This window comes from Pseudomonas sp. KT_2_4 (assembly GCF_041410225.1).
Lineage (GTDB): Bacteria > Pseudomonadota > Gammaproteobacteria > Pseudomonadales > Pseudomonadaceae > Aquipseudomonas > Aquipseudomonas paracarnis.
In genome coordinates this window covers 5,796,720-5,821,330 of sequence record NZ_CP166962.1, presented here as the reverse complement: position 1 = coordinate 5,821,330, position 24,611 = coordinate 5,796,720, and the positions used below count along the sequence as shown (strand labels likewise).

The 24,611-nt window shown below is 59.9% G+C and carries 27 protein-coding genes and 1 pseudogene; 14 read left to right on the top strand and 14 right to left on the bottom strand.

The window, feature by feature from the left end; all coding sequences use genetic code 11:
* Positions 1-43: 43 nt before the first annotated feature.
* Together AB9N64_RS26890 and AB9N64_RS26885 are read right to left on the bottom strand one after the other, a co-directional pair.
* Positions 44-526, bottom strand: a complete 483-nt coding sequence (locus AB9N64_RS26890; protein WP_014717684.1) for a GAF domain-containing protein — start codon at positions 524-526, stop codon at positions 44-46.
* Positions 523-1,413 carry an ATP-binding protein gene (locus AB9N64_RS26885; RefSeq protein WP_019820351.1) on the bottom strand — a complete coding sequence of 297 codons (891 nt, stop codon included), beginning with the start codon at positions 1,411-1,413 and terminating at the stop codon, positions 523-525. The genes AB9N64_RS26890 and AB9N64_RS26885 overlap by 4 nt, the downstream gene beginning before the upstream one ends.
* 164 nt (positions 1,414-1,577) lie before the next feature.
* Here AB9N64_RS26885 and AB9N64_RS26880 point away from each other — a divergent pair.
* From AB9N64_RS26880 to AB9N64_RS26870, 3 genes and pseudogenes are all read left to right on the top strand, one after another.
* Positions 1,578-3,038: pseudogene (locus AB9N64_RS26880) on the top strand (ATP-binding protein); the annotation flags it as partial.
* Positions 3,017-3,241, top strand: coding sequence for a DUF2486 family protein (locus AB9N64_RS26875; protein WP_371360401.1), 225 nt, complete (start codon positions 3,017-3,019; stop codon positions 3,239-3,241). The pseudogene AB9N64_RS26880 and the gene AB9N64_RS26875, both read left to right, overlap by 22 nt.
* Positions 3,242-3,566: 325 nt before the next feature.
* Positions 3,567-3,887, top strand: a complete 321-nt coding sequence (locus AB9N64_RS26870) for a response regulator (protein ID WP_371360400.1) — start codon at positions 3,567-3,569, stop codon at positions 3,885-3,887.
* Between the two features lie 21 nt (positions 3,888-3,908).
* Here the strand turns inward: AB9N64_RS26870 and AB9N64_RS26865 are convergent, their stop codons facing one another.
* Both AB9N64_RS26865 and msrB read right to left on the bottom strand, forming a co-directional pair.
* Positions 3,909-4,394, bottom strand: coding sequence for a glutathione peroxidase (locus tag AB9N64_RS26865; protein ID WP_014717681.1), 486 nt, complete (start codon positions 4,392-4,394; stop codon positions 3,909-3,911).
* 147 nt (positions 4,395-4,541) lie between these two features.
* Entirely contained in the window at positions 4,542-4,934 is a 393-nt protein-coding gene (msrB, locus tag AB9N64_RS26860) for a peptide-methionine (R)-S-oxide reductase MsrB (protein WP_014717680.1), read from the bottom strand.
* Positions 4,935-5,136: 202 nt separating this feature from the next.
* Here msrB and AB9N64_RS26855 point away from each other — a divergent pair, with 202 nt between their 5' ends.
* Both AB9N64_RS26855 and htpX read left to right on the top strand, forming a co-directional pair.
* The gene (locus tag AB9N64_RS26855; protein WP_003209058.1) at positions 5,137-6,348 is read left to right on the top strand and encodes a pyridoxal phosphate-dependent aminotransferase; all 1,212 of its coding nucleotides are present in this window, start codon (positions 5,137-5,139) and stop codon (positions 6,346-6,348) included.
* Positions 6,349-6,652: 304 nt separating this feature from the next.
* Complete coding sequence (gene htpX, locus AB9N64_RS26850; RefSeq protein WP_003189904.1) at positions 6,653-7,540, top strand: protease HtpX; 888 nt, start codon at positions 6,653-6,655, stop codon at positions 7,538-7,540.
* 90 nt (positions 7,541-7,630) lie between these two features.
* Here the strand turns inward: htpX and AB9N64_RS26845 are convergent, their stop codons facing one another.
* A complete protein-coding gene (locus AB9N64_RS26845; protein WP_371359796.1) occupies positions 7,631-8,287 on the bottom strand; it encodes a thiopurine S-methyltransferase in 657 nt (218 codons plus the stop codon).
* A 102-nt stretch (positions 8,288-8,389) separates the two neighbouring features.
* Between AB9N64_RS26845 and AB9N64_RS26840 the strand changes: the two genes are divergently transcribed.
* A complete protein-coding gene (locus tag AB9N64_RS26840; protein ID WP_032902968.1) occupies positions 8,390-9,157 on the top strand; it encodes a class III extradiol ring-cleavage dioxygenase in 768 nt (255 codons plus the stop codon).
* A 193-nt stretch (positions 9,158-9,350) separates the two neighbouring features.
* Here the strand turns inward: AB9N64_RS26840 and AB9N64_RS26835 are convergent, their stop codons facing one another.
* Entirely contained in the window at positions 9,351-11,024 is a 1,674-nt protein-coding gene (locus tag AB9N64_RS26835) for a DEAD/DEAH box helicase (protein WP_014717677.1), read from the bottom strand.
* A gap of 423 nt (positions 11,025-11,447) precedes the next feature.
* Here AB9N64_RS26835 and AB9N64_RS26830 point away from each other — a divergent pair, with 423 nt between their 5' ends.
* Complete coding sequence (locus AB9N64_RS26830; protein WP_014717676.1) at positions 11,448-12,239, top strand: crotonase/enoyl-CoA hydratase family protein; 792 nt, start codon at positions 11,448-11,450, stop codon at positions 12,237-12,239.
* A 147-nt stretch (positions 12,240-12,386) separates the two neighbouring features.
* On the opposite strand, the gene AB9N64_RS26825 is transcribed toward AB9N64_RS26830, so the two are convergent.
* Entirely contained in the window at positions 12,387-13,142 is a 756-nt protein-coding gene (locus AB9N64_RS26825; protein ID WP_014717675.1) for a spermidine synthase, read from the bottom strand.
* A 124-nt stretch (positions 13,143-13,266) separates the two neighbouring features.
* Here AB9N64_RS26825 and AB9N64_RS26820 point away from each other — a divergent pair, with 124 nt between their 5' ends.
* Entirely contained in the window at positions 13,267-14,613 is a 1,347-nt protein-coding gene (locus tag AB9N64_RS26820) for a class II 3-deoxy-7-phosphoheptulonate synthase (RefSeq protein ID WP_019820346.1), read from the top strand.
* Between the two features lie 96 nt (positions 14,614-14,709).
* Here the strand turns inward: AB9N64_RS26820 and AB9N64_RS26815 are convergent, their stop codons facing one another.
* Together AB9N64_RS26815 and AB9N64_RS26810 are read right to left on the bottom strand one after the other, a co-directional pair.
* A complete protein-coding gene (locus tag AB9N64_RS26815; protein WP_019820345.1) occupies positions 14,710-15,939 on the bottom strand; it encodes a winged helix-turn-helix domain-containing protein in 1,230 nt (409 codons plus the stop codon).
* Positions 15,940-15,984: 45 nt separating this feature from the next.
* Entirely contained in the window at positions 15,985-16,191 is a 207-nt protein-coding gene (locus AB9N64_RS26810) for a DUF1127 domain-containing protein (protein ID WP_014717673.1), read from the bottom strand.
* Between the two features lie 70 nt (positions 16,192-16,261).
* On the opposite strand from AB9N64_RS26810, the gene AB9N64_RS26805 reads away from it, so the two are divergent.
* Positions 16,262-17,143, top strand: coding sequence for a LysR family transcriptional regulator (locus AB9N64_RS26805; RefSeq protein ID WP_014717672.1), 882 nt, complete (start codon positions 16,262-16,264; stop codon positions 17,141-17,143).
* Here the strand turns inward: AB9N64_RS26805 and AB9N64_RS26800 are convergent.
* Positions 17,133-17,882 (bottom strand): sulfite exporter TauE/SafE family protein, encoded by a 750-nt coding sequence (locus AB9N64_RS26800; protein WP_032902966.1) that lies wholly within the window; start codon positions 17,880-17,882, stop codon positions 17,133-17,135. The genes AB9N64_RS26805 and AB9N64_RS26800 overlap by 11 nt on opposite strands.
* A 108-nt stretch (positions 17,883-17,990) precedes the next feature.
* On the opposite strand from AB9N64_RS26800, the gene AB9N64_RS26795 reads away from it, so the two are divergent.
* The 3 genes from AB9N64_RS26795 (at position 17,991) to AB9N64_RS26785 (ending at position 20,150) form a co-directional block, all read left to right on the top strand.
* On the top strand, positions 17,991-18,941 hold the full coding sequence (locus tag AB9N64_RS26795; protein ID WP_014717670.1) for a LysR family transcriptional regulator: 951 nt from the start codon (positions 17,991-17,993) through the stop codon (positions 18,939-18,941).
* 81 nt (positions 18,942-19,022) lie between these two features.
* Positions 19,023-19,475, top strand: coding sequence for a MarR family winged helix-turn-helix transcriptional regulator (locus AB9N64_RS26790; RefSeq protein ID WP_032902963.1), 453 nt, complete (start codon positions 19,023-19,025; stop codon positions 19,473-19,475).
* Between the two features lie 255 nt (positions 19,476-19,730).
* The gene (locus AB9N64_RS26785; RefSeq protein WP_014717668.1) at positions 19,731-20,150 is read left to right on the top strand and encodes an organic hydroperoxide resistance protein; all 420 of its coding nucleotides are present in this window, start codon (positions 19,731-19,733) and stop codon (positions 20,148-20,150) included.
* 65 nt (positions 20,151-20,215) lie between these two features.
* Here the strand turns inward: AB9N64_RS26785 and AB9N64_RS26780 are convergent, their stop codons facing one another.
* On the bottom strand, positions 20,216-20,788 hold the full coding sequence (locus AB9N64_RS26780) for an elongation factor P (protein WP_003172723.1): 573 nt from the start codon (positions 20,786-20,788) through the stop codon (positions 20,216-20,218).
* A 49-nt stretch (positions 20,789-20,837) separates the two neighbouring features.
* Positions 20,838-21,971 carry an elongation factor P maturation arginine rhamnosyltransferase EarP gene (earP, locus tag AB9N64_RS26775; RefSeq protein WP_020302803.1) on the bottom strand — a complete coding sequence of 378 codons (1,134 nt, stop codon included), beginning with the start codon at positions 21,969-21,971 and terminating at the stop codon, positions 20,838-20,840.
* A gap of 132 nt (positions 21,972-22,103) precedes the next feature.
* Between earP and AB9N64_RS26770 the strand changes: the two genes are divergently transcribed.
* Together AB9N64_RS26770 and AB9N64_RS26765 are read left to right on the top strand one after the other, a co-directional pair.
* Positions 22,104-22,472 (top strand): hypothetical protein, encoded by a 369-nt coding sequence (locus tag AB9N64_RS26770; RefSeq protein ID WP_019820337.1) that lies wholly within the window; start codon positions 22,104-22,106, stop codon positions 22,470-22,472.
* A gap of 14 nt (positions 22,473-22,486) precedes the next feature.
* Positions 22,487-22,969, top strand: coding sequence for a GreA/GreB family elongation factor (locus AB9N64_RS26765; protein WP_014717665.1), 483 nt, complete (start codon positions 22,487-22,489; stop codon positions 22,967-22,969).
* 50 nt (positions 22,970-23,019) lie between these two features.
* On the opposite strand, the gene cysB is transcribed toward AB9N64_RS26765, so the two are convergent.
* Positions 23,020-23,994, bottom strand: coding sequence for an HTH-type transcriptional regulator CysB (gene cysB, locus AB9N64_RS26760; protein WP_003189876.1), 975 nt, complete (start codon positions 23,992-23,994; stop codon positions 23,020-23,022).
* A gap of 103 nt (positions 23,995-24,097) precedes the next feature.
* A complete protein-coding gene (locus tag AB9N64_RS26755; RefSeq protein ID WP_371359795.1) occupies positions 24,098-24,598 on the bottom strand; it encodes a universal stress protein in 501 nt (166 codons plus the stop codon).
* Positions 24,599-24,611 lie beyond the last annotated feature (13 nt).

Genomic DNA, 24,611 nt, shown 5'->3' with positions numbered 1-24,611 from the left:
AGCAAACGCGCTCCTTGCGCTACCGGCATAAACACCCGCCGCTTCAGCAGTCGGTCAATCGCAGGAAAATCGCCGCCAAGCGCTCGATCCCCACCTGGTCCTGGGGGGTAAACCGGGCCAAGGACGGGCTGTCGAGGTCAAGGACGCCAATCAATTGACCGTCCTTGACCAAGGGCACCACCAATTCACTGTTCGAAGCGCTGTCGCAGGCAATATGGCCTGGGAATGCGTGCACATCTTCCACGCGCTGGGTTTGCCGCGTTGCCGCAGCCGCACCACACACGCCACGACCGAACGGAATGCGCACACAGGCGATTTGCCCCTGAAATGGCCCAAGCACCAGCTCTTCATTGCGATTAAGGTAAAAACCCGCCCAGTTCAAGTCATCCAGCTGGTTGAACAGGAACGCGGAAAACTGCGCACTGTTGGCAATAAAATCGCGTTCATCAGCCAACAGCGACTCCAGTTGCGCGCACAGCATGGCATAGCCATCAAGGCCGCTGCCGGCCTGTTGTAGATCGATCATGGTTGACGTTCCAGCAATTTGAGACCTACCCAGTAACGGGCGAATTGATAGGCACACCGACCATTGCGGTTGCCGCGCCCAGTGGCCCAGCGTACCGCGAGGACATCAAGCTGTTCATCGCGCTGCCACTGCAAGCCGGCCTTGCTGGCCAGCTCACCGATCCAGTGCTCCACCACATCCAGGAAATGCTCCTGGCTAAACGGGTAGAAAGACAACCACAAACCAAAACGATCCGACAAGGCAATCTTGTCTTCAACCGCCTCGCTCGGGTGCAACTCGCCATCCACGCGTTTCCAGTTGTCATTGTCGCTCTGGTTTTCCGGCACCAGATGGCGACGGTTGGACGTGGCATACAGCAGCACGTTTTCCGGCGCCTGCTCCAGGGAGCCATCCAGCACGCTCTTGAGCACCCGATAGTCACCTTCGCCGGCCTCGAACGACAGGTCATCGCAAAACAAAATAAAGCGTTGTGGTAGCTTGATCAGTTGCTCGACCACCCGCGGCAGGTCCGCCAGGTGGTCACGCTCGATCTCGATCAAGCGCAGGCCCGCGTTGGCGTGCTGGGCGAGCAAGGCACGGACCATGGAAGACTTGCCGGTGCCACGCGAACCCCACAACAGCGCATGGTTGGCGGGCAAACCGTCGAGGAACTGTTGGGTGTTGCGCGCCAGTTGTTCACGTTGCTTGTCGACACCTATCAGGTCCGACAAGCGCATGTCCAGGCTGACCTCCAGCGGCAACAGGAAGCCATTGCGGCCTTCGCGCTGCCAACGGGCGGCGAGGCATTGGTTCCAGTCGATCGCTTGGCGCGGTGCGGGTAACAACGGTTCCAGGCGAGCCAGCACCGCATCGGCACGCTCAAGAAAGGCATTCAATCGAGAATCCACAGCTATTCCTCTGGCAAGTTCTTGCAAAAGATGGCGTATTGGCAACCCTGCGGCACACTGCATGGGCTGCATCAAACAAACGATTCATGCCGGGCAAGCCAAAGCTTGTGGATGTTCAGCTATGCTTGCCGGGCGAAGGGAAACGCTAAGTGGTTCAACACTCGATGGATATCAAGTTCGCCCACCGCTTGTCTTATAAACAAGCCAGATTGACTGTGCTGGTCGGTTTCGTGTTGGGAACCTTGCTCAGCCTGATCCAAATCGGCATTGATTATGCCAGCGAAGACGCATCCATCAACCGTGAAATACGCTCACTGATTGAAATCAGCCATAACCCGGCGTCACGCATCGCCTACAACATCGATGCCGAACTCGCCCAGGAACTGACCCTGGGCCTGCTGCACTCCCCTGCCATCATCCGCGCGCAGTTGATCGACAACAATGGCGTGGTGCTGGCCGACGTCAACCGCCCGCGCAAAGAAAGCAACTATCGGCCCGTCAGCGATTTTCTGTTTGGGGCCAATCGCCAGTTTGAAGACCGGCTGTTTCTCAGCCATATGCCCAACGACTCCCTGGGTGTGCTACGCCTGGACGTCGATACCTATGCCTTTGGCAGCCGTTTCCTGCATCGCGCCGAGATCACCCTGCTCAACGGCTTCGCCCGCAGCCTGCTGCTCACCGGGATTTTGCTGGGCCTGTTCTATGTGATGCTCACCCAACCGCTGGTGCGCATTATTCGCGAACTGAGCACACGCAAACAGGCGCGACTGGATTGCCCCGCGGGGCATGAACACGATGAAATCGGCGTGCTGGTCAATGTCGCTAACCAGCAATTTGAAAACATGGAAACCGAGATCCAGCAACGGCGCCACGCCGAAGACCGCCTCACGGAGTACCTGGGGCAGCTGGAAAATATCGTTTCGGCGCGCACCCTTGAACTCAAGGCCAGCAACCAACGCTTGAGCCAGTCCAACGATGAGCTGGAAGCAGCGAAAATGACGGCGTTGGGCATGGCCCAGGCGCGGGCGGCATTCCTGGCCAATATGAGCCATGAAATCCGCACGCCACTCAATGGGCTGCTGGGCATGATTGCCCTGTCACTGGACAGCCCGCTGACTGCCGAACAGCGCCAGCAACTGTCCATTGCCCATGACTCAGGTAAAGTGCTGGTGGAGTTGCTCAACGATATCCTCGATCTGTCCAAATTCGACGCTGGGCAACTGGAGCTGGAGCATATTCCGTTCGACCTGGGCTCCCTGGTGGAGGACACCGCCAACCTGCTGTCGCAAAACGCGGCGCCGAGTGTTGAGTTGACCTGCCTGATCGACCCGCGATTTCCCGCCCAGGTGATCGGCGACCCAACCCGTGTGCGGCAAATCGTCAGCAACTTGCTCTCCAATGCCTTGAAGTTCACCCGCTTTGGCCGCGTCGACGTGCGCCTGCGCGCCTCGGCAGGCAGGGTCAGCATCGAAGTGTGCGATACCGGCATTGGTATCGCTCAGGAAGCCCAAGTGAAAATTTTCCAACCATTCACCCAGGCCGGCGCTGGCATCACCCGCCAGTTTGGTGGAACGGGATTGGGCCTGGCGTTGACCCATAACCTGTGCGAAGCCATGCAAGGTCGTTTGAGTATCAGCTCGGAGGTGGGCTTTGGCAGCCAGTTCTGCGCCGACCTCCCGCTGCCCGCGCATTTGCCTGCCACACGCTATGCACCGCTCACCGGCGAGGTGATCGCCATCACCAACGCCGGCGGCGGGCTGACGGAGCTGCTCACCACCCTGCTGCCCTCTTGGGGGCTGACGCCGCGCTGCTATTCCCAGGACGATGATCTGAGCGGGCTGGCGCCCGACCTGTTGATCACCGACTGCCCTGAATGCCTGTTCCGCTTGCGCCCGGGCATCAGCGCGCCGATTCTGCTGGTCACCGCCTACGGCAACTTTTTGCCCAGCGCTGAAGTCGCGGCCCTGGCGCCGCTGCAGCAACAAGCCCGCCCGTTGAGCCGCAACGCGCTGTACCAGATCCTGCAACGCAACCTGCGCAGCGACGCGCAACTGGTCCTCGATCCGGTGCAGATAGAAGCCGCACCGCTTGCGCACCGCGCGCGCATCCTGCTGGTGGAGGACAACGCGGTCAACCAACTGGTGGCCAAGGGCATGCTCAGCAAGCTCGGGTGCGAGGTGATCGTCGCGGCCCACGGTGGCGAAGCCCTCAAGCTGCTGGAGGATCAGCGCTTCGATATGGTGTTGATGGACTGCAACATGCCCGTGATGGATGGCTATGAGGCCAGCCGACAGATTCGTCGCAGCGGGCGGTGGCCGGACTTGCCCATCGTGGCCTTGACCGCCAACGCGATGGCCGAAGAACGCGAGCGTTGCCGGGCCGCGGGAATGAACGATTACCTGGCCAAGCCGTTTCGCCGGGAAGAACTCAACGCCTTGCTGGAGCTGTGGGTACCGAAGACCATCAGCCTCTGAGGGGTACCCGCAATGCTTAGGTCATTTGAGCAGGGCTTCGATCTCCTGGGTCAAGTCCTGGGGCTTGGTGGTTGGCGCAAAGCGCTTGACCTGCTGGCCATCACGGCCGATGAGGAACTTGGTGAAGTTCCACTTGATGTTCTTGGAACCCAGTAGTCCCGGGGCCTGTTTTTTCAACTGCACGAACAGCGGGTGGGCATCGCTGCCATTGACGTCGATTTTCTTGAACAGCGGAAAACTGACGCCGAAATTCAGCTCGCAGAACTCGGATATCGCGCCTTCGTTGCCCGGTTCCTGCTTGCCGAACTGGTTGCAGGGAAAGCCGAGCACCACCAGGCCCTGGTCCTTGTATTGCTGCCAAAGCTGCTCAAGGCCCTTGTACTGCGGGGTGAAGCCGCATTTGCTGGCGGTGTTGACCACCAAAATGGCCTTGCCGGCAAAATCGGCCAAGGTCTTTTGTTCACCCTTTATGGTGGTGCAAGGGATGCTCAGCAGGGAGTCGCTCATGGCAATGCCTCAGTCAGGAAAAAAGAGCCTTATTTTAGGAGCGAGCTTGCTCGCGAAAAACCATCAGGCGCCGCGTTCATTCAGGAAGCCCGCGTTATTGTTGACGTTTTTCGCGAGCACGCTCGCTCCTGCAGGGACCATGCAAGCCTAGCGCGGCACCAGCTCCAGGCATACCGAGTTGATGCAGTAGCGCAGGCCCGTCGGCGGCGGACCATCCGGGAACACATGCCCCAGGTGTGCGTCACACTTGGCACAGGTGACTTCGGTACGAATCATGCCGTGGCTGACATCGCGGATCTCGACCATCGCGCTGTCGGCAATCGGCTCATAGAAGCTGGGCCAGCCACAGCCGGAATCAAACTTGGCCTTGGAATCGAACAGCGGCTCGTTGCAGCAGATGCAGTGGTAGACGCCGTCGGTCTTGGTGGCGTTGTACTTGCCGCTGAACGGTCGCTCGGTACCCTTGAGACGGCACACGTTGTACTGCTCCGGATCGAGCATCGCCTTCCATTCATCTACAGTTTTCTGCAACTTTTCCATCGGTACACCTCGGCAACTGAAAAACCCTGATCTGTGTCTTTTCCATGGATCAGACGGCACGTATGATTGCGCCTCTTCAAAACGCCAGTCTGGCACCCGCGCCATCGGCATTCAAACGTATTTATGGGTGCGGGCCGTGCAGGCTTCACCCTACGGTAGTGCCTACGCCGTCGGGATCGTTCATTTTCAGGATCACATCGCCATGCAGGTCAGCAAATCGAACAAGCTCGCCAACGTCTGCTATGACATTCGCGGCCCGGTGCTCAAGCACGCCAAACGCCTGGAAGAGGAAGGCCATCGCATCCTCAAGCTGAACATTGGCAACCCGGCGCCGTTTGGTTTCGAAGCGCCGGACGAAATCCTCCAGGATGTGATCCGCAACCTGCCGACCGCCCAGGGCTACAGCGACTCCAAAGGCCTGTTCAGCGCGCGCAAGGCGGTGATGCAGTACTACCAGCAGAAGCAGGTCGAAGGTGTCGGCATCGAGGACATCTACCTGGGCAACGGCGTGTCCGAGCTGATCGTGATGTCCATGCAGGCATTGCTCAACAACGGCGATGAAGTCCTGGTGCCAGCCCCGGATTACCCGCTGTGGACCGCCGCCGTGACCTTGGCGGGCGGCCACCCGGTGCATTACCTGTGTGATGAGGGCGCCGACTGGTTCCCGGACCTGGCCGACATCAAGGCCAAGATCACTCCCAACACCAAGGCTCTGGTGATCATCAACCCGAACAACCCCACCGGCGCCGTGTACTCCAGGGAAGTATTGCTGGGCATGCTGGAACTGGCGCGTCAGCACAACCTGGTGGTGTTCTCCGACGAGATCTACGACAAGATCCTCTATGATGACGCCGTGCATATCTGCACCGCCTCCCTGGCCCCGGACCTGCTGTGCCTGACCTTCAATGGCCTGTCCAAGTCCTACCGCGTGGCGGGTTTCCGCTCCGGCTGGATCGCCATCTCCGGGCCCAAGCACAATGCGCAAAGCTATATAGAAGGCATCGACATGCTGGCCAACATGCGCCTGTGCGCCAACGTACCGAGCCAGCACGCGATCCAGACCGCCCTCGGCGGCTACCAGAGCATCAATGACCTGGTCTTGCCTCAAGGCCGCCTGCTGGAGCAGCGTAACCGCACCTGGGAGTTGCTTAACGCTATCCCCGGCGTGAGCTGTGTGAAGCCCATGGGTGCGCTCTATGCGTTCCCGCGGATCGACCCGAAAGTCTGCCCGATCCTCAACGATGAGAAGTTCGTGCTCGACCTGCTGCTGTCGGAAAAACTGCTGGTCGTGCAAGGTACCGCCTTCAACTGGCCATGGCCGGATCACTTCCGCGTAGTGACCTTGCCACGCGTGGATGACCTGGAAATGGCCATTGGTCGCATCGGCAACTTCCTGAAGTCCTATCGCCAGTAAGGCCATTGACGCTGTACGACTCACTTGGGGTCGTACAGCGATTATCTGGCAACACTTCTGCGTCACTTACTTGCGGTTGTACTTCATTTGGCCCCTGCCGAGGACGTACCCCTTATAATCACGGGGCGGCGAGGTAGTATCGGGTTGATAAGGGCTGACGATACAGGTCGGAAAATCCCTTCAAGGCCCTACGCCCGAGGCGTAGGACACAGTTTGAAATAGTCCCCCGGTTGAATCACCCCATGCCGCACCTTATATACCCCGCAGTGAGCGACATATTAAGCATGAGGAGAATTCTACAACCATGATGCGCATCCTGCTGTTCTTGGCCACTAACCTGGCGGTCGTACTGATTGCCAGCGTCACCCTGAGCCTTTTTGGCTTCAACGGGTTCATGGCGGCCAATGGGGTTGATCTGAACCTCAATCAGCTGCTGATTTTCTGTGCGGTCTTTGGTTTTGCCGGTTCGCTGTTTTCGCTGTTCATCTCCAAGTGGATGGCGAAGATGAGCACCAGCACCCAGATCATCACTCAACCCCGCACTCGCCATGAACAATGGCTGATGCAAACCGTGGAACAGTTGTCTCAAGAAGCCGGCATCAAAATGCCCGAAGTGGGGATCTTTCCGGCTTATGAGGCCAACGCCTTTGCGACCGGCTGGAACAAGAACGACGCGCTGGTGGCCGTGAGCCAGGGCCTGCTGGAGCGGTTTTCGCCCGATGAAGTCAAGGCGGTGCTGGCCCACGAGATCGGTCACGTGGCCAACGGCGACATGGTCACCCTGGCGCTGGTACAGGGCGTGGTGAACACCTTCGTGATGTTCTTCGCGCGGATCATCGGCAACTTCGTCGACAAGGTCATCTTCAAGAACGAAGAAGGCCGCGGCATTGCCTACTTCGTGGCGACCATTTTCGCCGAGTTGGTCCTGGGCTTCCTGGCCAGCGCCATCGTGATGTGGTTCTCGCGCAAACGCGAGTTCCGCGCCGACGAAGCCGGCGCACGCCTGGCGGGCACCAGCGCAATGATCGGCGCGCTGCAACGCTTGCGCTCTGAACAGGGCCTGCCGGTGCATATGCCCGACAGCCTGACCGCCTTCGGCATTAACGGCGGCATCAAGCAGGGCCTGGCTCGCCTGTTCATGAGCCACCCGCCGCTGGAAGAGCGGATTGACGCATTGCGTCGCCGCGGCTGATAGCCGGATGACTCGACAAGGGGCGATCTAATCGCCCCTTTTTTGTGCCTGCTGATTTCCCCGCTCACGCCTACAAAAGGAAAAGGCCTTTTAGAGCCTGGTCAGCCGATAAGCACGCTCTTCAAGGCGAGTCACTCCGTCCTGCACGAACTTCCAGCTCTCCCCCAGGATGTCTCGCTCCTCCAGCCGCTCCAACGCCCAATGCGGTGCTAGCAGCACCTGCACTTCCTCGTCCGAGACAGCAAAGGGTGGGCCGGCTTTCTGCGCCTGGTCGTAATCGAGGGTAACCAGCAACCCCTGGCAGCCTGACGGCAGCAAGGCATTCAGGTGCTCGGCGTATTGCGCACGCATCAGCGGAGGCAATGCAATCAACGCGGCGCGATCATATATGCTGCGGCAACCGACCAGCGCCTGCGCATCCAGGCTGAAGAAATCGCCACACCACAGTTCGATCTGGCCCGCCTGGTAGACCTTGAAGACGCCCTTATGACTGACGTGCGGCACCAGCCCCTGCTCGCTGAAGAACGCCTCAACCGCCTGCTCCGACAGCTCCACGCCCATTACCGGGTACCCCTGGCTCTCGAGCCATACCAAGTCCAGGCTTTTGCCACACAACGGCACCAGCACCTTTGCCCCCTCGGGCAACCCCAACACGGGCCAGTGCCGTCGCAAGTAGGGATTAACCTCGCGCTGATGGAAACCGATCTGATTGCTCGCCCAGCGGTCCTGCCAAAATTCAGGCTGCATGAATCACTCCGAAAATTCGATCAAAAGGCGCTAAAACTTATATTAGATTTAGATCAATGATCTGATTGAAGATGGCGTTATCTTAACCCTCAGGACCCGCTCATGCTCCCCAGCCTGTTTATCTCCCACGGCTCGCCCATGCTGGCCTTGCAACCCGGCGCCAGTGGCCCCGCGCTACAGCGCCTGGCTGCCGAGCTACCCCGCCCCAAAGCCATTGTGGTGGTGTCGGCGCATTGGGAAAGCCCGGAACTGCTGGTCAGCGGCGGTGCTGCACCGGAAACCTGGCACGACTTTGGCGGCTTTGCGCGCGAGTTGTTTGCGGTGCAATACCCCGCGCCGGGTGACCCACAGCTGGCCAGTGAGATCGTCGAGCTGCTGCACGCCGACGGTCTGGCTGCACGTATTGACGAGCAACGTCCCTTCGACCACGGCACCTGGGTCCCGCTGTCGCTGATGTATCCGGCAGCAGACCTTCCAGTGGTGCAAGTTTCCTTGCCCAGCCGCCTGGGCCCCGCCCTGCAAACCCGGGTCGGGCATGCGCTCGCCAGCCTGCGCGAACAGGGCGTGCTGTTGATCGGCTCCGGCAGCATCACTCATAACCTGGGCGAACTGGATTGGCGCGCCGGGCCGGAAACGATCACCCCGTGGGCGCGGGAGTTTCGCGACTGGGTGGTCGACAAACTGGCGACCAATGACGACGCCGCCTTGCATGACTATCGGCGCCAGGCGCCACATGCCGTGCGCAGCCATCCCAGCGATGAGCATTTGCTGCCGCTGTACTTTGCGCGGGGTGCCGGGGGTGATTTCAGTGTGGCGCATCAGGGCTTCACTCTGGGCGCCCTTGGCATGGATATCTATCGTTTTGGCTGACACCGCCACATCTGTGGGAGCTGGCTTGCCTGCGATAGCGGTGTATCAGTCACACACTGGCTTGCTGACTCACCGTTATCGCAGGCAAGCCAGCTCCCACAGTTGATCGCCTCGGAGACTAAAACATGAGGCAAAAAAAATCCCCGAACCAGTCGGGGATTTTTTATGTGCGATCAATCAGCCCAAGGGCAGATCAATCTTCGCGGTAGCGACGCAGCTTGAGCTGCTTACCGGCAACGCGAGTGTCTTTGAGCTTGGCCAGCAGTTTTTCCAGGCCGTCTTCCGGCAGCTCCACCAGGGAGAAGCTGTCACGCACCTGGATGCGACCGATGGCTTCACGTGCCAGGCCACCCTCGTTGAGGATAGCACCCAGCAGGTTCTTGGCCGCGATACCATCACGCGCACCCAGCGCGGTACGGCAACGAGCACGGCCTTCAGCCAAAGGCACTGGAGCGCGACGCTCGCGATCACCACGGTCTGGACGGTCGCCGGAACGCTCTGGACGATCACCGCGTGGCGCGCTGTTCGGAACCAGTGGACGTTCTTTTTCGATGGCTGCCAGGGTCAGGGCCTGACCATTGGTAGCTTTGCGCAGCAGAGCTGCAGCCAGGGCACGCGGGGTGCAACCGATATCGGCAGTCAGGCGGTCCAGCAGGTCGCCGTGGGTCGATTCAGCGTCAGCCACCAGTGGCGCCAGGCTGTTGGTCAGTTTCTTGATGCGCGCATCGAGAACGGCCTGGGCATCCGGCAGGCGGACTTCGGCAACTTTCTGGCCGGTAACACGCTCGATCACTTGCAGCATGCGACGCTCACGTGGAGTCACCAGCAGCAATGCACGGCCTTCGCGACCGGCACGGCCGGTACGGCCGATACGGTGAACGTAGGACTCTGGATCGTAAGGCATGTCAACGTTGAACACGTGGGTGATACGTGGAACGTCGAGGCCACGGGCGGCAACGTCGGTCGCCACAACGATGTCCAGACGGCCATCCTTGAGGGAGTCGATCACGCGCTCACGCTGGTTCTGGGCAATGTCACCGTTCAGCGCAGCGGCTTTGTAGCCTTTGGCTTCCAGGGCGCTGGCCAGGTCCAGGGTCGCTTGCTTGGTGCGCACGAACATGATCAGCGCGTCGAAGTCTTCGACTTCCAGCAGGCTCAATACAGCCGAGGTCTTCTGGTCAGCGTGAACCAACAGGTGAGCCTGTTCGATCGCGGTAACGGTCTGGGTCTTGGTCTGGATCTTCACGTGCTCCGGATCGCGCAGGTGGCGTTCGGCAATGGCACGGATGGACTGCGGCAGGGTAGCCGAGAACAGTACGGTCTGACGGGTCGCTGGCAGCGCCTTGAAGATGACTTCCAGGTCATCCATGAAGCCCAGCTTCAACATTTCGTCAGCTTCGTCCAGAACCAGGTGGTTCACGGTCGACAGGACTTTTTCGTCACGACGCAGGTGGTCGCACAGACGGCCCGGAGTGGCGACAACGATCTGTGCGCCATTACGGATTGCCTTGAGTTGTGGGCCCATAGGCGCGCCGCCGTAAACGGCCACAACAGTTACACCCGGCATTTGCTTGGCGTAGGTTTCAAAGGCGGTTGCTACTTGCAGCGCCAACTCACGGGTTGGCGCCAGGATCAGGGCTTGCGGCTCGCGCTTGGCAGGATCGATGCAGTGCAGAATAGGCAGGGCGAACGCGGCGGTTTTACCGGTACCGGTTTGCGCCTGGCCAATCATGTCCTTACCGGCCATGATGATCGGGATCGATTGCTGCTGAATCGCCGAAGGTTCTTCGTAGCCGGTCGCTGCGACGGCTGCAAGAATATTCGGGTTAAGATTAAAAGCGGCGAAGCCGCCGGTTTCCTGGGTCATGGGTCTGCCTCTAAGTGCATCCGCAAAGACCCATGCTCCAAAGCTGCGCATGCCGTGTTGAGACTCAAGAGTCGCCCTGGCTGCTTTGTCGGCGGGGATTTGCGAAAACGAATGAATGAAAAAGATTCGTCAAGGAAGAGTCCGCTGTGCGGACGTGCAGCCGAAGCTGACTTCGGGGAATTGCGCTACCTAAACGCGGCCCGGTTAAAGGCCGGCGCGCACTATACCGGAAATAGCTGAAAAAGGGAGCTTTTTTTATCGCCAGGCACCGATAAACCGCACTGCGTCACGCGCTTTGCAGATCCGTGCGCCAGGGTCTATTTTTCAAAGGCCCGGCCCTGTTGGTCATCGAGCTTAAACGGTTCACCCACCCGCTGAGACCCTTTGGTCTGAAACCTTACCCGCGCCCCGAGGGCACACCCCATGAATCAAGCCAGCAGTAGCCGTGTCAGCCGCGCACTTGAGGGTCATGTTCTATTGCTGGGCCTGGACCGTGTGGCCAAGCGCAACGCCTTCGACCTGGATTTGCTCAATGCGCTGAGCCTGGCCTATGGCGAATTTGATCGAAACGATGACGCACGGGTGGCCGTGGTGTTTGCCCATGGCGACCACTTCACGGCCGGGCTGGACCTGGCCAATGTCAGCAGCGTGATGGCGGGTGGCTGGCAACCGCCGCTGGGAGGGTGCGACCCGTGGGGGGTATTTGCAGGCCCGCGCGTGAGCAAGCCGGTGATCGTCGCCGCCCAGGGTTATTGCCTGACGATCGGTATCGAATTGATGCTGGCGGCGGATATCAACCTCTGCGCCAGCAATACCCGCTTTGCCCAGATGGAGGTGCAACGCGGGATCTTCCCGTTTGGCGGCGCGACATTGCGCTTTCATCAGATTGCCGGCTGGGGCAATGCAATGCGCTGGCTGCTCACCGGCGACGAGTTCGACGCCCATGAAGCCCTGCGCCTGGGGTTGGTGCAGGAAGTGATGGCCAGTGAAGACCTGTTGCCCCGCGCCATCGAGTTGGCCAACCGCATTGCGCGCCAGGCACCGCTGGGTGTACAGGCCACGTTGATGTCGGCACGGCTGGCGCGTATGGAGGGTGAGGCTGTCGCAGCCGCCGCGCTGCCGCCCATGGTGGATAAACTGCTCAACAGTGAAGATGCCAAGGAGGGTGTTCGGGCGATGGTCGAGAAGCGGCCGGGGGTGTTCAAGGGGATTTGAACGAACTGAATTAGCGGTCGGCAGTGAGGGCCTCTTCGCGGGCAAGCCCGCTCCCACAGTTGAATTGCATGCTCTGTTGAAATGCATGCTCTGTTGAAATGCAATCTGTGGGAGCGGGCCTGCCCGCGAAAGCGTCCGAACTGGCAACTAAGTTGCCGGCCGAATCGCCTTGATCAACGGCTGCAACGAGTACCCCAAGCGCGGCGCCAAAGCTTCGGCGCGGGCTGACAGCGCCTCCAGGTCCAGCACCTGATCCAGCTCCGAAGGCACCAACAGAATCACATTGCCCTCCTTCACCGGCAGCTCCCAGTAATGCCGGTGGTACAACCCACGCAACAACGCCGCCCCCAACGGCTTGCCATCATCGGTGGCCCATTGGTTGATCACCAGCCAGCCGCCGGGGTTGAGTTTCTTCTGACAGTTTTCCAGGAAGGTCCAGGCCAGATGCCCCACGCCCGGGCCGACATCGGTGTAGAGGTCGACGAAAATCAGATCGGCCGATTCGGCACTGTCGAGCAATTGCAACGCGTCGCCAATGCGGATGTACAAGCGCGGGTCGTCATCCAGCCCCAGATATTCGATGGCCAGGCGCGGCACATCAGGGCGCAGCTCAATGGCTTCGACATCTTCCAGCGCCAGGAACTTGAGGCACGCCTGGGTCAATGTGCCCGCGCCCAGGCCGAGAAACAATGCACTCTCCGGCTGTTCATGGCACAACGCGCCGATCAGCATGGCGCGGGTGTAGTCGTACTCCAGCCAGCTCGGGTCAGCAGTGAACACACAGCTTTGCTCGATGGCGTCGCCAAATTCGAGAAAGCGGTAATCAGCCACTTCAAGCACACGGATCATGCCGAATTCATCATGGACTTCGGCCAGCAGGTGCTCGACACGCTCCTCGCTCATCACTACTCCTAAAAGGGTCTGCTGCACGGCAAAGGCGCGATTGTCGGCCAAGCGGCAGCAACAGGTCACGCACTAATTGCTGCTAACATTGACGCCCGAACATCCACCCGCAAACGAGTTCATGATGAGCCAACCCTGGAGCCCCGATAGCTGGCGAGCCCTGCCGATCCAGCAGCAACCCCAATACCCGGACGCTGCACACTTGCTGCAAGTGGAGCAGAGCCTGGCGAGCTACCCGCCCCTGGTGTTTGCCGGGGAAGCCCGCGAATTGCGCCGTCAATTTGCCGAAGTGACCCAAGGTCGTGCGTTCCTGCTGCAAGGCGGTGATTGCGCCGAGAGCTTTGCCGAGTTTTCCGCCGCGAAGATTCGCGACACCTTCAAGGTGCTGCTGCAGATGGCCATTGTCATGACCTTCGCTGCCGGTTGCCCGGTGGTGAAAGTCGGGCGCATGGCCGGCCAGTTCGCCAAGCCACGCTCGGCCAACGATGAAACCATCGACGGCATCACCCTCCCCGCCTACCGGGGCGATATCGTCAACGGCATCGGCTTCGACGAAAAAAGCCGCGTGCCAGATCCGGACCGCCTGTTGCAGTCCTACCACCAGTCCACCGCCACCCTCAACCTGCTGCGCGCCTTTGCCCAGGGCGGTTTCGCTGACCTGCACCAGGTGCACAAGTGGAACCTGGATTTCATCGCCAACTCCGCGCTCGCCGAGAAGTACAGCCAACTGGCCGACCGCATCGACGAAACCCTGGCCTTCATGCGCGCTTGTGGCATGGACAGCTCGCCGCAATTGCGCGAAACCAGCTTCTTCACCGCCCACGAAGCGTTGCTGCTCAACTACGAACAGGCCTTCGTGCGCCGCGATAGCCTGACCAACGACTACTACGACTGCTCGGCGCATATGTTGTGGATCGGCGACCGCACCCGTCAGTTGGACGGCGCCCATGTCGAGTTCCTGCGCGGAGTGAACAACCCGATCGGCGTGAAAGTCGGACCTAGCATGAACCCGGACGACCTGACCCGCCTGATCGACATCCTCAACCCGGATAACGACCCTGGCCGCCTCAACCTCATCGCCCGTATGGGGGCAGGCAAGGTCGGCGACCATTTGCCCAACCTGATCCGCGCCGTGCAGCGCGAGGGCAAGCAAGTGCTGTGGAGCTGCGACCCGATGCACGGCAATACCATCAAGGCCAGCAGCGGCTACAAGACCCGCGACTTTGCGCAGATCCTTGGCGAAGTGAAGGATTTCTTCCAAGTGCACCAGGCAGAAGGCACCTATGCTGGCGGGATCCATATCGAGATGACCGGGCAGAACGTCACCGAATGCATCGGCGGCGCACGGCCGATCACCGAAGATGGCCTGTCGGACCGTTATCACACCCATTGCGACCCACGGATGAATGCCGATCAATCGCTGGAGTTGGCGTTTCTGATTGCAGAGACCTTGAAACAGGTAAAGCGCTGACGTTTTAGCGACGGGGATGACGCCATCGCGGGCAAGCCCGGCTCCCACATTTGAACGCGTTTCTCTGTGGGAGCCGGGCTTGCCCGCGATAGAGGTTTAAAGGTTGGTATCCCGGTTCGGCATCGCTGCCCTTAACCGAGCAGCACTGGGCCGCTGGCAATTGAGCTGGATCTGTTCCAGCCCTAGCCAGTCGGCCATCTTTCGCAGGTTCAAGGCCAGCGCCAACATACCTTCCTCATCCAGCCCAGGTTCTTCCTCGTGCACGGCATGCACGGCCAGGCGCCCATGGGCACGCTCGGCCCGCAGGTCGACGCGTGCGGCAATGCGTTCGTTGTGGAGAAACGGCAGGACGTAATAGCCGTACACGCGTCTTTCTTGCGGCGTGTAGATCTCCAGGCGATAGCGAAAGTCGAACAAGCGCTCGGTGCGGCTGCGCTCCCATATCAGCGAATCGAACGGCGACAACAATGCACTGGCCGGCACGTTGCGCGGCAGTTTGGGCGCCGCCAGGCAATACGCTGGTTGTTTCCAGCCCCGCACCTGGCACGCCAGCAGTTGCCCATCCTCAACCAGCTCGGCCAAGCGGTTGCGGCTGTCGGCGGGGTCGAGGCGGAAATAATCGCGCAGGTCTTTTTCGGTGGCGACACCCAATGCAGTCGCACTGTGCAACAGCAAGCCACGCTGCGCTTCACCTTCACTCATGGAGACCCTGAGCACCTCTGCGGGAATAACACGCTCGGGGAGATCATAAAGCCGCTCAAACCCTCGACGACCGGCAACCGTGACCAGGCCAGCGGCGAACAGCCATTCCAGCGCGTGCTTTTCATCACTCCAATCCCACCAGGGTCCGGCACGCTCCTCGCGGGTCGACAAGCTACCCGCCCCCAAGGCGCCCTGCTGTTCGACGGTGCGCAACACGCGTTGGATCGTCGCCTGCTGTTCACGGCCAAAACGTGCCATTTGCGCATAAATCCCCCGCCCTTGCCGGGCGCGCTCCATGCGCCAACCCATCATCGGATACAGCGCCATGGGCAGCAGCGATGCCTCATGCCCCCAGTATTCGAACAGTGAGCGTCGCCGCCCCTGGCTCCAGGCGGCCTGCTCAAGGATCGACGGGGAATAAGAACCAAGGCGGGAAAACACCGGCAGATAGTGAGAACGCACCAGCGCATTGACCGAGTCGATCTGTAAAACGCCCAGGCGTTCGATCAAGCGGTTGAGGTGCGCAGCCTTTATCTGTGCAGGCGCCTGGCGCCCGGAAAATCCCTGGGCAGCCAGCGCCATGCGTCGAGCTTGCTTGAGTGAAAAACACAGGTCGGCGGGCATGGCAATCTCCATAGAAGCTCGCCCCCTACCCTACTGCATCCGCGCTTATTTTCGCAGCGGGTCTTCCCAGAAATGCCGATGGCTTTCCTGCGCGACGTCGGCGCGATTGAGCCCGATGTCCTTGAGGGCGTCATCGCTCAGGGTCGCCAGCATCTGGCGCTCCTGATGCAACAGCTGCCAACGCGCGAATGTGTGAAACAGCCCGGCAAACGGCCATTTATCCGTCGATATGAAACCTTTTTGACCTTTCATCTTCTCGCCCTCCAGTGGGGATGACGACAGTGTGTGCCCGGCATTATGATCAATCCAACGAATGTTTCTTATGCATTACATCTCGGAGATTGATCAATTGTCCGCCTATCCCAGCATCGACACTGATGTGCTGCGCACCTTCGTCGCCATTGCCGACCAGGGCGGTTTCACCCGCGCCGGCGAGCAGGTCAACCGCACTCAATCGGCGGTGAGCATGCAGATGAAGCGCCTGGAAGAAGACGTGTTGCAGCGCAAACTGTTCGAGCGCGATGGTCGCCAGGTACGGCTCACGCCCGAAGGCCAGGTGCTGTTGGGTTATGCGCGGCGCATCCTGAAATTGCACAGCGAAGTGTTCAATACCCTGCGCGAGCCGCATATGGTGGGGTTGGTGCGTATCGGCACGCCGGATGACTACGTGATGCGCTTTCTGCCAGGCATCCTCAAGCAATTTTCCAAAGCCTACCCACTGATCCAGATCGAAATGCACTGCGAAGCATCGACCGTATTGATGCAACGGCGGGACCTGGCGTTGACCGTAATCAGCCGCGAGCCCGGCAATGATCTGGGTGAGTTATTGCGTACCGAGCGCATGGTGTGGGCAGCATCACCGTGCTTTTGTGTGGAGGAGCACGATGCCCTGCCCCTGGCGGTGTCCGGCGACGAGTGCCTGTACACCCATTGGGCACGGGCCGCACTGGAGGCGGCCGGGCGAGATTATCGCCTGGCCTATCACAGCTCTAACGGAGCAGCGATCCTGGCAGTGGTCAGTGCAGGCCTGGCGGCGATGGTCAGCATGGAAAGCCTGGTCACCGACGACCTGCGAGTGCTCGGCAGCGACGAAGGCTTCCCGCCTTTACCGTCGATGAACCTGCGCTTGCTGCGTAACCCGCAGATGACCTCGCCGATCACCGAATGCCTGGCGGACTACATCGTCGAAGGCTTCAAACTTTAAAGGTCAGCATCAGCGCGCACACCACCAAGAAGCCACAGAAGAGGCCGCGCAACAGACGTTCCGGCAAGGCATGCGCCACTTTCACGCCCCAACTGATACTCAGCAGGCCCCCCACCGCCAGTGGCAGGCCGATCATCCAGTCCACCTCGTGGTGCCAGGCATAGGTGACCAGGGTCACACCGGTGCTGGGCAACGCCAAGGCCAACGACAAGCCTTGGGCGACCACTTGAGTAGTGCCGAAGACACTGGTGAGTACCGGCGTGGCGACCACCGCGCCGCCGACCCCGAACAGCCCGCCCATGGAACCGGATGCCGCGCCCAAGACGCCAAGCCAGGGCCAGGAATAACGCATTTGTGCGGTGGGCGGCGCATTGCGAGTGAACATGCGCAGCAGGTTGTAGGCAGACAACGCCACCAAGAACGCAATAAAACCGATGCGCATGGCGCCCGCATCCAGGCCCACCGCCCAGATCGATCCCAGCCAGGCAAAGCAAAAGCCGGTCACACCCAGGGGTAAAGCGTGACGCAACTCGATGCGGTTACGCTGATGATAGCGCCACAGCGCGAGCATCACATTCGGCACGACCATCACCAAGGCGGTACCTTGGGCAATCTGCTGATCCAGGCCGAACAACACGCCCAGCACCGGGATGGCAATCAGCCCACCACCAATGCCAAACAGCCCACCTACAGTGCCCAACGCCGCACCCAATGCCAAGTACATCACTAAATCCCACACCGCTCGGTACTCCGCAATTTCATGCTTGGCATGCTACGCAGTCGACCCTGGCGCGGAAACGCACAGCAACGCACAATGGCTGTGCCAATCTCGCATAAGCGTTGAGCTATGAACCCCAACACCCTGACCGACCAGCTGAGCCTGTTTCTCGACGTAATGGAAGCCGGCAGTTTTTCCGCCGCCGCGCGCCTCCATCCGCTGACACCTTCAGCCGTGGCCCGGCGCATCGACAGCCTGGAAAGCTCCGTGGGTAGCCGCCTGTTCCAACGCAGCACCCATGCGGTGGTGCCCACCTCCGCAGGCCTGGCCTTTGCCGAGCGGGCGCGACGGATTGTCAGCGAGTTGCAGCTGGCACGGGCAGAGGCGGTCTCGCTGAGCCATGCGCCGGAGGGGTTGATCCGGGTCGATGCGCCCGCAGCATTCGGCCGCCGGCACCTGGCGCCTGTCATTGCGGACTTTTTGAGCCTGTATCCAGGCCTGGACGTGCACCTGCACTTGATCGACAGCTTTGTCGATATGCAGGGCGCGCATCTGGGCAAGGTCGACCTGGTTCTGCGCGCAGGGCATATTGTCGACACCCGACTGGTCGCTACGCCGCTGGCGAGTATCGTGCGTATCGCCTGTGCCAGCCCCGCGTACCTGAAAAGCCGTGGCACGCCGGCCCATCCTCGAGAGCTGAGCGAACATGACGGCCTGGACTGGGACGGGCTGGCGCCAATGTTCGCCTGGCGCTTCGAACTGGACGGGCGCCGCACCACCTATCGCCCGCGACGCATCCGCATGAGTGCCAACAACGCCGAAGCCCTGCTCTCGGGCGCACTGGCCGGGCTGGGCATCGCTCACTTGCCGACCTGGTTGGCCAGTGAATACCTGGTGCGCGGCGAATTGTTGCCGCTGTTTTGTGAAGACGGTTTGCCCAGTCCGGAAACCGCAGGCATTTATGCGCTGCGCCTGGAGCAACAGCCCAATGCACGCAGCCGATTGTTGCTTGAATACCTCAAATCCCGTTTCAGCCCGGTGCCGCCCTGGGATCTGGCATTGCAAAGTGGCTTGGTCTGACGCCTACGGCAAGAATTACCTGGCGCATTAAAGATTTGCCCGCTAGATTCCAGCCCAGACATGCTTTTTCGAGACGCCACCATGAGCAAAAACCCTGATCCTTGCGAATCGCTGTTGCTGGACAACCAGCTGTGCTTCGCCCTGCACTCCACCTCACTGCTAATGACCAAGGTCTATAAGCCCCTGCTCCAGGCCATCGGCCTGACCTACCCGCAGTACCTGGCCATGATGGTGCTGTGGGAAGAGGATGAGTTGACCGTCAGTGAAATCAGCAGCCGCCTGCTGACGGACCCAGGCTCCATGACGCCACTGCTCAAGCGCCTGGAAGCCGAGGGCCTGCTCAGCCGCACGCGCAGCCGCGAAGACGAGCGGGTGGTGGTGGTGAAACTGACCGACGCCGGGCGCGCCTTGCAGGAGAAGGCCAAGGATGTTCCGCAATGCATCCTGGGCGCCAGCGGGATGGCGCTGGAGCAATTGCGCAATCTGCAAGGCGACCTGATCGCGTTGCGCGCCAATCTGCAAACCAGCATCTGACACGCTAGGCCCCAGCACTAAACATACTCAAAAGTGGGAGCTGGCTTGCCTGCGATTGCGATTCATCAGTCAACCATGCAGTGACTGATACACCGTCATCGCAGGCAAGCCAGCTCCCACTTTTTGTTCTGCGACACCCTTAAATTCTTCAACGCTGAAAAATTAACTTGCGCACTAAACATTAGCGTTATACATTCACCTCACCAACTACTTAGCGCACAAATGTTTAGCGCTAACCACACAGAGGAACGCCCCATGCAAACGCTCTATACCGCAGTAGCCACCGCCACTGGCGGCCGTGATGGTCGCGCCGTTTCCAGCGACAATATTCTCGACGTCAAACTGTCGACTCCAAAGGAGTTGGGTGGCGCCGGTGGCCAGGCCACTAACCCAGAGCAATTGTTTGCTGCCGGCTACTCCGCTTGCTTTATCGGCGCACTGAAGTTCGTGGCCAGCCAGACCAAACGCAAAATCCCGGATGACGCCTCGATCACCGCCCACGTGGGCATCGGCCAGATCCCGGGCGGCTTCGGCCTGGATATCGACCTGCATATCAGCCTGCCGGGCCTGGCCCAAGATGAGGCGCAAAGCCTGGTCGACGCTGCGCACCAAGTGTGCCCGTACTCCAATGCCACCCGTGGCAACGTTGAGGTGCGCTTGCATGTAACGGTCTGAAAAACAGACGCCCATGAAAAAGCCCGACTCAAGGTCGGGCTTTTTTCGTATAGCCGGGGCCAGAATTACTTCTTGGCGCGGCCTTTGTACGAACCACCTTCACGGGTGTCGATCTCGATCAGGTCGTCGATTTCGATGAAATCGGCCACTTGCAGTTCGGTACCGTTGCTCAGTTTGGCAGGCTTCATCACCTTGCCGGAAGTGTCGCCGCGAGCGGAGCCTTCGGTGTAAGCAACCTTACGCACGATGGTCGTCGGCAGCTCTACGGAAACCAGGCGCTCTTCGAAGAAGATAGCTTCGCAGACGTCTTCCATGCCTTCTTCAATGAACGGCAGAACGGCTTCGATATCTTCAGCGTTCAGCTCGTACATGGTGTAGTCAGTGGTGTCCATGAACGTGTAGGTGTCGCCGCTGATGAAGGACAGGGTCGCTTCTTTGCGGTCGAGGATCACGTCGTCCAGTTTGTCATCGGCGCTGTAGACGATTTCGGTCTTGTAACCGGTCAGCAGGTTCTTCAGCTTGGTCTTCATGATTGCGCTGTTACGACCAGACTTGGTGAACTCAGCTTTCTGAACCAGCCAAGGGTCGTTTTCGAGACGGATCACTGTACCGGGTTTCAGTTCTTTACCAGTTTTCATTGCGTATATCCGAAATTTGGATGGGATTGACAAAAATCAAGGTGGCGTATCATATCCAACTTTCATAAAACTGTACCAGCGCCGTCGCAAGATCGGCCTGCAAGCCTTGTTCCAGACACCAGTTCTGCGCGTGCTGGCTGACCTCGGGCCAATGTTCCAGCAGCATTTTCCAGGACTGTGCCATATCGCCATCAGCGTTCCAGGCTTGCCAGAGCGTGACGACGGCAGCTTTGGCGGCCGGTGAAAGTGCGGCTGTGTACAGTTCCAGGAAGGCATCGAGCTTGTCCAGGTGGATGTCTTCGTCCTGGCGGTAGATGTGCCACAGCAATGGCCTCCCCGCCCACTGGGCACGCACGAACGAGTCTTCGCCACGTACGGCGTTAAATTCGCAGCACCATAGCAATCGGTCATATTGCTCCTGACGTACGAATGCAATGACCTGTACGGTCAGCGCACCACGTACTTGGATGTCTCCCGCCGACAAGCTGTTCACCCCCAGCCAGCGTTGCACGTCCCCCAGAATGCGCCCTTCCGGCACCAGCAAGTGCGTCCCCCGTCCATCGGCCGCCAATACGTCCAGCCAGCCGGCCAACCCGTCATTCTCATAGGCAAACAGCGACATCAAACGCGCGCCGGCCGTCGGAGCAACGCCCAGGCTTTGCAGGAACCGTTGTTGCGCGGCCGCGTCCTGCTGAAACGCCCGGCGTCGCTCCAACAAGCCGGCTTCGCGCAACAGGCCGCCAGTACCAGGGCGAAACCCGGGGAAGAAAAAGTACTTCTGCACGCCCTTGTACTTCACCGAAGGCAAGCGATGGCAGCCCACCACCCAGTCTTCAGCGCTGAGGTAATCCAGGTTCATCCACAACGGCGCACGTTCACACTCGGCCATGCGGTCCATGTACTCGGGCGGTAGCTGGCACGCGAACGCAGCAATCACCACATCCGCCGGGTGTGCGCCTGGCCATTCGGCCGGCCAGTGGCGCACTTGGACGCCCTCTTGCCATTGCTGGCCCACCTGCACATCAATGTCCGGGCACATGCGTTCGAAGGCGCGCAGGTCATCGACCCACAAGCGCACGTCACAGCCATGCTCCACCACCAACTGCCGGGCCAGGCGCCAGGTCACGCCGATGTCGCCGTAGTTGTCGACGACACTGCAAAAAATATCCCAGCGGGCTTTCATTCCGGGCTCCATCGATCAAAGGTTCGATTGTCCGCATAAATGCGTGGATGCAGAAGGCTTGATCGCGATTATTCTGCACGGAGGCTGTGCGACAATCACCGTCATGCCGTCAATGCCTGCCAGGAGGCCCTTATGTCTGACCGTCCGTTATCGCTGTTCAAGCTCTGCATCGCGATTGCCGCCGGCGTGTGGCTAGGGTTTATCGCCATTGCGCTGACCGCCTGGCTGGCGTCTCGCTACCTGTTCCCCCAGAGCCTGGCGCCGGTGGCACAGGCGGTTGAGCAATTGGGCAAACCGGCCATGGTTGAGCCGCAGCCACCGAACCGTCTGTTCGAACAGTACCAACAGAACCTGCAAAAACAGGAACAACAACAGGCCCTGGACCAGGCCCGAAGCAACGCGCGTAACCTGTCCAACCCCAAATGCCAGTTCTGGCTGCAACAAGACCAGAACGCCCCCAATGAAAAGACGCGGGCCAATGTCCTGCAATTCTGCGATTGATGCCAGATACCGCCATGAATAAACACGCCGTGCTCCAGCTGATCCTGGAAAAGCTCACCGTCGACATCGACGTCGTCCAACGCGCCGCGCAGACCGCCTACGAAACCGCGACCCACGAAGAAAACATTGCCGAAAACAAATACGACACCCTCGGCCTGGAGGCTTCGTACCTGGCCACCGGGCAGGCCCGACGAGTGGAGGAGATCAAGCAATCGCTGGTGCTGTGCCAGCAACTGCAGCTACGTGCGTACGATGATCAACGCGGGATAGAGATAGGCACGCTGGTGGGCCTGGAAGACGAGGACGGTCGCCAGCAATGGCTGTTCCTGGCGCCGGATGCGGCGGGTTTGAAAGTGGATGTGGTGGGGCAACCGGTGACGGTCATCACGCCACGCTCGCCCCTGGGCAAAGGCCTGCTGGGCAAGCGTATCGATGAAGAGGTAGAGATTCTGGTGGCCGGCGCTCGGCAGCACTTTACGGTGACCGAGGCCCGATAACCTACACCCCTGTAGGAGCGAGCTTGCTCGCTCCTACAGGGTAATCGCGGTCAGTGGACGGGCAATTCAACGCCGTCAAACAACTCTTCCAGCTCTTGCTTGTTGTGGCACTGGATCGCCTTGGCCATCACTTCACGGGTCAGGTGCGGTGCGAACTTCTCGATGAAGTCGCACATGAAGCCGCGCAGGAAGGTACCGCGACGGAAACCGATCTTGGTCACGCTGGACTCGAACAGTTCGCTGGCATCCAGCACCACCAGGTCTTTGTCGAGGTTGGTGTCGACCGCCATCTTGGCGACGATCCCGACGCCCAGGCCCAGGCGCACGTAGGTCTTGATCACGTCGGCATCGGCAGCAGTGAACACCACCTTGGGCGTGAGGCCGCGATGGCTGAACGCTTCGTCGAGCTTGGAACGGCCGGTAAAGCCGAACACGTAGGTCACGATCGGGTATTCAGCCAAGGCTTCCAGGGTGAGCTTCGGCAGCTTGGCCAAAGGGTGCCCCTGGGGCACAACCACGCAGCGGTTCCAACGGTAGCAGGGCATCATTACCAGGTCGCCGAACAATTCCAGGGCCTCGGTGGCGATGGCAAAATCGACGGTGCCGTCAGCGGCCATCTCGGCAATCTGCATCGGCGAACCCTGGTGCATGTGCAGGGCTACGTCCGGGTATTGCTTGATGAAATCACGGATCACCGGCGGCAATGCATAGCGCGCCTGGGTGTGAGTGGTGGCGATCGACAAGGTGCCTTTCTTCTCGTTGGAAAATTCCTGGGCGATCTGCTTGATGCTTTCGACTTTACGCAGGATCTCGCCGGCGGTGGTGATGATGCGCTCGCCAGCTGGAGTGACGCGGGTCAAGTGTTTGCCACTGCGTGCGAAGACTTCGACGCCCAACTCGTCTTCGAGCAGGCGGATCTGCTTGCTGATACCAGGTTGCGAGGTATAGAGGCTTTGAGCGGTAGCGGAAACGTTGAGGTCGTGGTGCGCCACTTCCCAGATGTAGCGCAGTTGTTGAAGCTTCATATGAATCCCTCAAAGCAGATAGACGCCACGGGTATCAGCGACGGTATATAACTATATTAAAGGTTTGACGGATAAATCTAGAACTTTTTATCGTTTTTGCCGATCAACTATCGTCACTGCGCCGACGCTGCAGCGACGGCACCAGGTAAACCGGCACGGGGGACAACTGCAACACCCGTGCGGCGGTACGTCCAAGGGGGACGGCCACACCGGTTGCCTGGCTATGACTCCCGACGATCAGTAAGTCGACGGACAGTTTTCGCAACTGGTCGAGAATCACCTCGCAAGGATCCCCCTGGATCACCTTGACCGAGCGAATCCATTGCAGGTCCTGCTCCCCTTCCTCCCACTCCTCGCGAAAGCTGTCCAGCACACGCTGTTCAATCGTCGCCATCACCGTGCTCAGCCCCTTGCTCTGCCATTCGCTCAAGGCGGTTTCATCAAGGTAGCTCTGCAACACCGATTCGGCGAACAATCCAATGGGCTCGACCACGTGGATCACATACAGGTCAGCCTTGAACGTTCGCGCCAGCGCCACTGCATGTTGCATCACATAGGGTGCATACAGACCGAGGTCCGTGGCAAACAGCATCGAGCGAATCATAAAACCTCCTGGA

Excerpts from the sequence above, each read along its gene's own strand:
- AB9N64_RS26890 (WP_014717684.1), bottom strand. The coding sequence starts at position 526 with ATGATCGATCTACAACAGGCCGGCAGCGGCCTTGATGGCTATGCCATG.
- AB9N64_RS26870 (WP_371360400.1), top strand. The coding sequence starts at position 3,567 with ATGCTCAGCAAGCTCGGGTGCGAGGTGATCGTCGCGGCCCACGGTGGC.
- AB9N64_RS26865 (WP_014717681.1), bottom strand. The coding sequence starts at position 4,394 with ATGAGCGACTCCCTGCTGAGCATCCCTTGCACCACCATAAAGGGTGAA.
- msrB (WP_014717680.1), bottom strand. The coding sequence starts at position 4,934 with ATGGAAAAGTTGCAGAAAACTGTAGATGAATGGAAGGCGATGCTCGAT.
- AB9N64_RS26855 (WP_003209058.1), top strand. The coding sequence starts at position 5,137 with ATGCAGGTCAGCAAATCGAACAAGCTCGCCAACGTCTGCTATGACATT.
- htpX (WP_003189904.1), top strand. The coding sequence starts at position 6,653 with ATGATGCGCATCCTGCTGTTCTTGGCCACTAACCTGGCGGTCGTACTG.
- AB9N64_RS26845 (WP_371359796.1), bottom strand. The coding sequence starts at position 8,287 with ATGCAGCCTGAATTTTGGCAGGACCGCTGGGCGAGCAATCAGATCGGT.
- AB9N64_RS26840 (WP_032902968.1), top strand. The coding sequence starts at position 8,390 with ATGCTCCCCAGCCTGTTTATCTCCCACGGCTCGCCCATGCTGGCCTTG.
- AB9N64_RS26835 (WP_014717677.1), bottom strand. The coding sequence starts at position 11,024 with ATGACCCAGGAAACCGGCGGCTTCGCCGCTTTTAATCTTAACCCGAAT.
- AB9N64_RS26830 (WP_014717676.1), top strand. The coding sequence starts at position 11,448 with ATGAATCAAGCCAGCAGTAGCCGTGTCAGCCGCGCACTTGAGGGTCAT.
- AB9N64_RS26825 (WP_014717675.1), bottom strand. The coding sequence starts at position 13,142 with ATGAGCGAGGAGCGTGTCGAGCACCTGCTGGCCGAAGTCCATGATGAA.
- AB9N64_RS26820 (WP_019820346.1), top strand. The coding sequence starts at position 13,267 with ATGAGCCAACCCTGGAGCCCCGATAGCTGGCGAGCCCTGCCGATCCAG.
- AB9N64_RS26815 (WP_019820345.1), bottom strand. The coding sequence starts at position 15,939 with ATGCCCGCCGACCTGTGTTTTTCACTCAAGCAAGCTCGACGCATGGCG.
- AB9N64_RS26810 (WP_014717673.1), bottom strand. The coding sequence starts at position 16,191 with ATGAAAGGTCAAAAAGGTTTCATATCGACGGATAAATGGCCGTTTGCC.
- AB9N64_RS26805 (WP_014717672.1), top strand. The coding sequence starts at position 16,262 with ATGCATTACATCTCGGAGATTGATCAATTGTCCGCCTATCCCAGCATC.
- AB9N64_RS26795 (WP_014717670.1), top strand. The coding sequence starts at position 17,991 with ATGAACCCCAACACCCTGACCGACCAGCTGAGCCTGTTTCTCGACGTA.
- AB9N64_RS26790 (WP_032902963.1), top strand. The coding sequence starts at position 19,023 with ATGAGCAAAAACCCTGATCCTTGCGAATCGCTGTTGCTGGACAACCAG.
- AB9N64_RS26785 (WP_014717668.1), top strand. The coding sequence starts at position 19,731 with ATGCAAACGCTCTATACCGCAGTAGCCACCGCCACTGGCGGCCGTGAT.
- AB9N64_RS26780 (WP_003172723.1), bottom strand. The coding sequence starts at position 20,788 with ATGAAAACTGGTAAAGAACTGAAACCCGGTACAGTGATCCGTCTCGAA.
- earP (WP_020302803.1), bottom strand. The coding sequence starts at position 21,971 with ATGAAAGCCCGCTGGGATATTTTTTGCAGTGTCGTCGACAACTACGGC.
- AB9N64_RS26770 (WP_019820337.1), top strand. The coding sequence starts at position 22,104 with ATGTCTGACCGTCCGTTATCGCTGTTCAAGCTCTGCATCGCGATTGCC.
- AB9N64_RS26765 (WP_014717665.1), top strand. The coding sequence starts at position 22,487 with ATGAATAAACACGCCGTGCTCCAGCTGATCCTGGAAAAGCTCACCGTC.
- cysB (WP_003189876.1), bottom strand. The coding sequence starts at position 23,994 with ATGAAGCTTCAACAACTGCGCTACATCTGGGAAGTGGCGCACCACGAC.
- AB9N64_RS26755 (WP_371359795.1), bottom strand. The coding sequence starts at position 24,598 with ATGATTCGCTCGATGCTGTTTGCCACGGACCTCGGTCTGTATGCACCC.